We start from the raw sequence: 456 nt of genomic DNA on the forward strand, positions 1-456 counted from the left end.
CAGGCTGTACTGCCGGAACATCAGCAGCACCTTAGCGGTGCCGCTCTGCATGAAGCGGGCGCGGTTGGCGTTGCTGTAGTCGAAGTGCGTGTCGAAGATCGCGTCGCGGGCAAACTTCACCGCCTCGTCGAACGACTTGCCATCCGCGCGCGCCAGGCGGTAGGCGGCCATGCCGGTTGCCTCGCGGTTGACCACCTCGGTCTTGTGGAAGCCCCAGCCGATGATCCCCATGGCCTTGCTCCAGGCCGGGTTGTACCCCGTCAGGCCGCCCTCGGCGATGCCGGCAAGGTTGTGGGCCTGCGTCTTCTCGATGGCACCGGAGGCTTCAAGCGCCTGGTAGGCGCGGAGCTCGTCGGGGTCGGTCAGGGTCTTCTGGATGTTGCCCACAGTGCGCACGGCGTCGCGGCTGGCGGCCAGCAGGTAGTTCATGGCCTTGATCCCGCCGTGTCGTGCGGC

At 67.1% G+C, this 456-nt stretch carries 1 protein-coding gene; it reads right to left on the reverse strand.

Annotation, left to right across the window (positions count from 1 at the left end):
• The coding region (locus D7X55_RS40875; protein ID WP_121725752.1) for a PLxRFG domain-containing protein at window positions 1-456 on the reverse strand (456 nt) is incomplete at both ends.

The organism is Corallococcus sp. AB049A (genome assembly GCF_003668885.1).
GTDB lineage: Bacteria > Myxococcota > Myxococcia > Myxococcales > Myxococcaceae > Corallococcus > Corallococcus interemptor.